Source organism: Methylobacterium trifolii (genome assembly GCF_022179685.1).
Lineage (GTDB): Bacteria > Pseudomonadota > Alphaproteobacteria > Rhizobiales > Beijerinckiaceae > Methylobacterium > Methylobacterium trifolii.
Genome location: NZ_BPRB01000031.1, coordinates 1 through 5,772, shown reverse-complemented (window position 1 = coordinate 5,772; position 5,772 = coordinate 1). Strand labels below are relative to the sequence as shown.

Annotated in this window: 4 protein-coding genes; all 4 read left to right on the top strand. The window is 72.1% G+C overall.

Features of this window, described 5'->3' with window-relative positions:
* The coding region (locus COGEMETH_RS02565) for a flagellar hook protein FlgE (RefSeq protein ID WP_238181061.1) at positions 1 to 1,395 on the top strand (1,395 nt) is incomplete at its 5' end.
* 32 nt (positions 1,396 to 1,427) lie between these two features.
* Positions 1,428 to 3,308 carry a flagellar hook-associated protein FlgK gene (gene flgK / locus COGEMETH_RS02560; RefSeq protein WP_238181060.1) on the top strand — a complete coding sequence of 627 codons (1,881 nt, stop codon included), beginning with the start codon at positions 1,428 to 1,430 and terminating at the stop codon, positions 3,306 to 3,308.
* Positions 3,309 to 3,313: 5 nt separating this feature from the next.
* Entirely contained in the window at positions 3,314 to 5,146 is a 1,833-nt protein-coding gene (locus COGEMETH_RS02555; protein WP_238181059.1) for a hypothetical protein, read from the top strand.
* A 108-nt stretch (positions 5,147 to 5,254) separates the two neighbouring features.
* Positions 5,255 to 5,575, top strand: coding sequence for a porin (locus COGEMETH_RS02550; protein WP_238181058.1), 321 nt, complete (start codon positions 5,255 to 5,257; stop codon positions 5,573 to 5,575).
* Positions 5,576 to 5,772: the final 197 nt, after the last annotated feature.

Genomic DNA, 5,772 nt, shown 5'->3' with positions numbered 1-5,772 from the left:
TCCGCGTTGCAGACGGCGGTCTCGGGACTGAAGGCGCAGTCCTACGCCATCGGCAACATCTCCGGGAACATCGCGAACTCGCAGACCACCGGCTACCGGCGCATCGACACCAGCTTCGTCGACCTGATCGCCGAGCAGACGCCCCGGCGCGAGGTGGCCGGCACGGTGCTGGCGCAGGCCCAGCTCACCAACACGATCGCGGGCAACATCACCGGGACCAAGGTGCCCACCAACATGGCGATCAGCGGCGACGGCTTCTTCGTCGTCCAGCGCCGCACCGGCGACGCCAACGGGCAGAGCGCCTTCTCCAGCACCAACCTCTACACCCGGCGCGGGGACTTCTCCCTCGACAAGGACGGCTACCTCGTCAACGGCGCGGGCGGCTACCTCCAGGGGCAGAACATCGACGCCGCCACGGGGCAGGCGGGCAGCACCGGCGCGATCCGGATCGGAAACACGACGCTGCCGGCCAAGAAGACCACGTCGATCACCTACGCCGCGAACCTCCCCGCCACGCCGACGACGACCGCCTCGGCGACGTCGAAGTCGTCGCTCTACGCGCCGACCGGCGGGGCGGGCCTCGTGATGAGCGGGACGGCCACGCCGCCGCCCAAGATCGCGGCCGCCGACGCGTCCACCTTCGTCGCCAACAGCATCTCCGGCCCCACGCTCACCGCCTACACGGAATCCGGCGCCCCCGTGACCGTGACGACGCGCTGGGCCAAGCTCCAGGACGCGAAGGCGGCGGACCCGGCGGCCACGCCGCCCACCGTCGCGCAGGACGCGGTCTGGAACCTGTTCTATGCCGCGGACCCGAGCGTGGCGGCCGACAAGACCTCCTGGACCAATGCCGGCTCCGCCTTCACCTTCGACAACGCCGGACAGCTCAAGACGCCCGCCAGCGGTTCGGCCGTGATCTCGGGGCTCACCGTCGGCGGCACCACCGTCGGCGACGTCAGCTTCGACTTCGGCAAGACCGGCCTGACGCAGTACGCGGCCGCCTCGGGCGCCGTGACCACGAACGCCCAGAGCCAGAACGGCTACGCGGCCGGCACCCTCAACGACATCTCCGTCACCGCCGAGGGCCAGGTCGTCGGCTCGTTCTCGAACGGCTCCGTCATGGCGCTGGCCAACGTCGGCATCGCCCGCTTCGTCAACCCGGACGGCTTGAAGCCGGATTCCAACGGCAACTACGAGCAGACGGTCGATTCCGGCACGCCGCTGTCGGGACTCAACGGGGGCTCGCTCATCGGCGCGAGCATCGAGCAGTCGAATACCGACATTGCCGACGAGTTTTCGAAGATGATCGTAACCCAGCAGGCGTACTCTGCCAACACGAAGGTCATGTCGACCGCCCAGCAGATGATGTCGGACCTGCTCAACGTGATCCGATGACCGGCGGGGCCTGAGCGCGCCAGGAGGACGGAATGGGGCTGAATCCGCTCGCGACGGCGACGGCGGGGTTGCGGGCGACGCAGGCCGCCATCGGCCTCGTCTCCCAGAACGTGGCCAATGCCGGCACCGCCGGCTACGTCCGCCGCACGCTGACCTCGGTGGCCTCCGGCAGCGGCAACGCGGGGGTGGCCACCGGCACGATCACCCGGAGCTTCGACACGGCCTCCCTGAAGCAGCTGCGCCTGGAGACCAGCGGCTCCGGCTACACCGCCACGAAGTCCGGCGTCCTGTCCCAGCTCGACAAGCTCTACGGAACGCCGGGCAGCGCGACGGCGCTCGACGGCATCCTCAACACCTTCACCCAGTCGCTCCAGACGCTCGCCGCCAACCCGAGTTCGGCCGCCGCCCGCTCCACCGTGCTCAGCAGCGCCTCGACGCTGGCGGGCAAGATCGGCAGCATCGCGGGCAGCGTGCAGGACATCCGCAGCGGGATCGAGTCGCGCCTGGGCACCGAGACCAAGGACGCGAGCGCGCTGCTGGCCGGCATCGCGAGCCTCAACGTCAAGATCCAGAACACCAGCGACGACGGCTCCCGCGCCGACCTGCTCGACCAGCGCGACCAGAAGGTCAACCAGCTCGCGGGCTACTTCGACATCCAGACCCAGGAGCAGCGCGACGGCACCCTGACGGTGATGACGGGCTCCGGCGTCACCCTGGTCGACCGGGGCTCGGCCGCCTCCCTGAGCTTCGACGGGCGCTCGACCCTGGGCCCGAACGCGACCTACTCCACCGATGCGGACAAGCGCGGCGTCGGCACCATCACGGCCACCACGCCGGGCGGGGGCCGCATCGACCTCGGCGAGCCGGGCGTGCTGCGCTCGGGCACCATCGCCGCGGAGTTCGAGCTGCGCGACACGATCCTGCCCCAGGCCCAGCGCCAGCTCGACGACCTCGCCTCGGGGCTCGCCACGTCGCTCACCGACAGGACCGTGACGGGCACGGTCTCCGGCACGGGGGCCAGCCTCGACATCGCCGGCATCCAGGCGGGCAACCGGCTGACCGTGCCGGTGAAGGGCCCGGGCGGCAGCGTGCGCAACGTCGTGCTGATCGCCTCGAACGGCCCGACCCAGGGCGTCGACCCGGGCCGGACCGACGACGGCAGCGGGTTCGCGCAGACCTTCGACATCTCGGGCGGCCCCGCGACCTACGGTCCGAAGCTCCAGGAGGCCCTCACGGCGATGGCGAGCCGGCTCTCCACGGCGGGCTATCCCAGCGTCCCGGCGCTCACGGCCGGCGGCACCGGCAGCACCGTGACGATCGCCGGCACGGGCGGCTGGAGCGCGGCGGGCGCCAGCGCCAACGTCACGGTGCCGGGATCGGCCGGCGACCTCTCGGGCGGCTACCCGCAGATCGCCCTGTTCGTGGACGGCTCGGGCAACACGCTGGTCACAGGCTCCTTCGACGGCGGCTCGCAGCTCGCCGGGCTGGCGCAGCGCCTCAAGCTCAACCCGGCGGTGTCCGGCAACACGGCCGCCCTGGTCGCGTCGAGCGGCACGGATGCGACGGTCTCCTCCACGCGCGCCCAGTTCGTCTACGACGCCCTGACGACCAAGCCGCACACCTTCTCCTCGGCCAGCGGCATCGGCGGCGTCTCGGCCCCCTACAGCACGAGCGTGGCGGGCTTCGCCCAGGACGTGATCGCCGCGCAAGGCTCGGCGTCGGCGAACGCGCAGAGCCTGGACGACGGCCAGGGCGTGGCGCTCGCCACCGCCCAGAGCCGCTTCTCGCAGAGCGCCGGCGTCAGCGTGGACGAGGAGATGTCGAACCTCATCGCCCTCCAGACCGCCTACGGCGCCAATGCCCGCGTGCTCACCGCAGCCCGCGACATGCTCGACACCCTCCTCCGGATCTAGAGCCGATGACCGCGATCCGCCCCTACGCCGCCGGCAGCTATGCGGCCAACCGCTCCACCACGCAGATCCTGGGCCTGAAGGCCCAGCTCGACCGGCTCTCGACCCAGCTCTCCACCGGCCGCACGGCGGAGACCTACGGCGGGCTGGGCACCGGCCGGAGCACCAGCCTCACGGCGCACGCCACCCTGAGCGCGCTCGACGGGTACGATTCGGCGATCACGGCGGCGCAGACGCGGGTGCAGCTCGTCTCCACCAGCCTCAGTCAGGTGAGCAAACTGACCACGAGCCTGCGGACCGGCCTGAACACCAGCCTCCGCAACAACACCGGCGCCGGCACCGCGGCGCAGACCGGCCGCACCAACCTCGACGCCGCCCTCGACGCCCTGAACCAGAGCGCGGCCGGGCAGTACCTGTTCGGCGGCCGGGCGAGCGAGACCGAGCCGGTCGTGTCGAGCGACACGATCCTCAACGGCGACGCGACCAGGTCGCCCAAGCTCGACGGCCTCGTCACCCTGGTGGCGCAGCAGAAGGCGGCCGACCTCGGCGCGGACGGCCTGGGACGATTGAAGCTCGGGAGCCCGGCCGGCGGCACGAGCGTCCGCCTGAGCGAGGACACGGGCGACGCCACGGGCGAGAGCCGCGCGAATTTCGGCTTCCGCATCGCCGGCCAGCCGACCGCCACGGGCAGCGCCTTCACGGTGACGGCCGACCCCGCGCATTCGGCCAAGGCCGCCAGCGTCACCGGCCTCGACCACGCCCCGGCCGCGGGCGAGAGCTTCCGGCTCACGCTCAACCTCGCCGACGGCAGCCAGAAGAGCTTCGACCTCACCACCCGCGATCCCGTGCCCGCGGGCTCCACGGACAGTTTCGGGGTGTTCGCCTCGCCCGCCGCGGCGGCGGCCGGCCTCAACGCCTTCGCGGCGGCGCAGGGCGGCACGGTGGCCGGCGTCCAGAGTGCGGCCACGCCGCCGCTCACCGCGACCTTCGGCGGGGGCGACTACGCGGCCTACGACGTCGGCCTCTCGGCCCAGCCGGCGGCGGGCGACAGCATCACCATCCAGCTCGCCCTGCACGACGGCACCACGACCATCGTGACGCTCACGGCCCAGACCTCGGTGCCGGCAGGCTCCACCACGAGCTTCGCCATCGGCGCGGACGCGGCGGCGACCACCGCCAACCTGAAGACCGCCCTGGAGGCCGCCCTGAAGGGGGCCGCCGCCGGCCCGCTCTCGGCCAGCTCCACCACCCGCGCCTCGGAGGACTTCTTCTCCGCATCGACCGTTCCCGGCCAGCAGCCGCGCCGGGTCGACACCACCACCGACCCGCCGACCTACAAGGACGCGGCCGCCACCAACACCGTGATCTGGTATCGGGGCGAGGCCGGGGCGGGCGACCCCCGCGATACGGCCAGCGTCCGGGCCGGCGCGAACCTCGACGTGTCGGTCGGCGCGCGGGCGAACGAGGTGCCGATCCAGAAGGCGCTCGCGGGCTTTGCCGCCCTCGCCGTGGACTCCCTGGCAGACCCTGCCGGCGGCGGAACGGCCACCCGGTTCGGCGCCCTGTCGAGCCGCAGCTACGACCTGCTCGGCAAGGCCTCGAACGAGCCGAGCCTGGACTCCGTCGCCACCGATTTCGGCCTGGCCTCCAGCGCGCTCGCCAACGCCAAGGACCAGAACAAGTCCACGCGCGCGGCCCTGCAATCCTCGGTCGAGAACGTCGAGAGCGCGCCGATCGAGGAGGTCGCCGCCAAGCTGCTCGAAGTCCAGAACCGGCTCCAGGCGAGCTATCAGATCACCTCCTCGCTCTCGAAGCTGTCGCTCGTGAACTACATGAGCTGAGGATCGCGCCCGCGCGGCGGGCGGTTCGTGCCCCGAGACTTGATCGGCCAGCCCAGGGCGGCCTAAGCCTGGACCATCATCGAAGCGGTGAACGGGACGGGTCCGGACATGATGCGTGCGGTCTGCGGAGCGATCCTGGCGGCCCTGGCCGCGACCGGGCCGGTACGCGCGCGCGACCTTGCCAAGGCGCCGGCGCCGGAGACCGCAAAACCCTGCCCCGCCTACGGCGCCGGCTTCGTGCGGCTGCCCGGCAGTTCGACCTGCACCCGCCTCTCGGGCCGGGTCTCGGCGGGAGCCGACCTGCGCGCCGGCCGGGACGGGACGGCGACGGCGCCGACCGCCGCCGGGCGCTTCGCGATCGACACCCGCACGGAGTCGGACCTCGGCCCGGTCCGCACCTTCGTGCGCATCGGCAACGGTCGGCACTGACAGCCTGGACCGCGACCCGGTGCGAGCTTCTCCCGCCTCGATTACGCTGCCGGAGGCACACATCCGCGCAGCGGAACAGGAGTGGTCGCTGGAAGCGCCGGGCGGCTCCCTCTCCCGTGCGGGCTACCGGATTCACACATCTGCCCAGGTGAACCGGACAGGTCGGTCGAAGCGCTGAGCGGCCCCCTCTCCCGTGC

Coding starts and splice junctions, on each gene's coding strand:
- flgK (WP_238181060.1), top strand. CDS start 1,428: ATGGGGCTGAATCCGCTCGCGACGGCGACGGCGGGGTTGCGGGCGACG.
- COGEMETH_RS02555 (WP_238181059.1), top strand. CDS start 3,314: ATGACCGCGATCCGCCCCTACGCCGCCGGCAGCTATGCGGCCAACCGC.
- COGEMETH_RS02550 (WP_238181058.1), top strand. CDS start 5,255: ATGATGCGTGCGGTCTGCGGAGCGATCCTGGCGGCCCTGGCCGCGACC.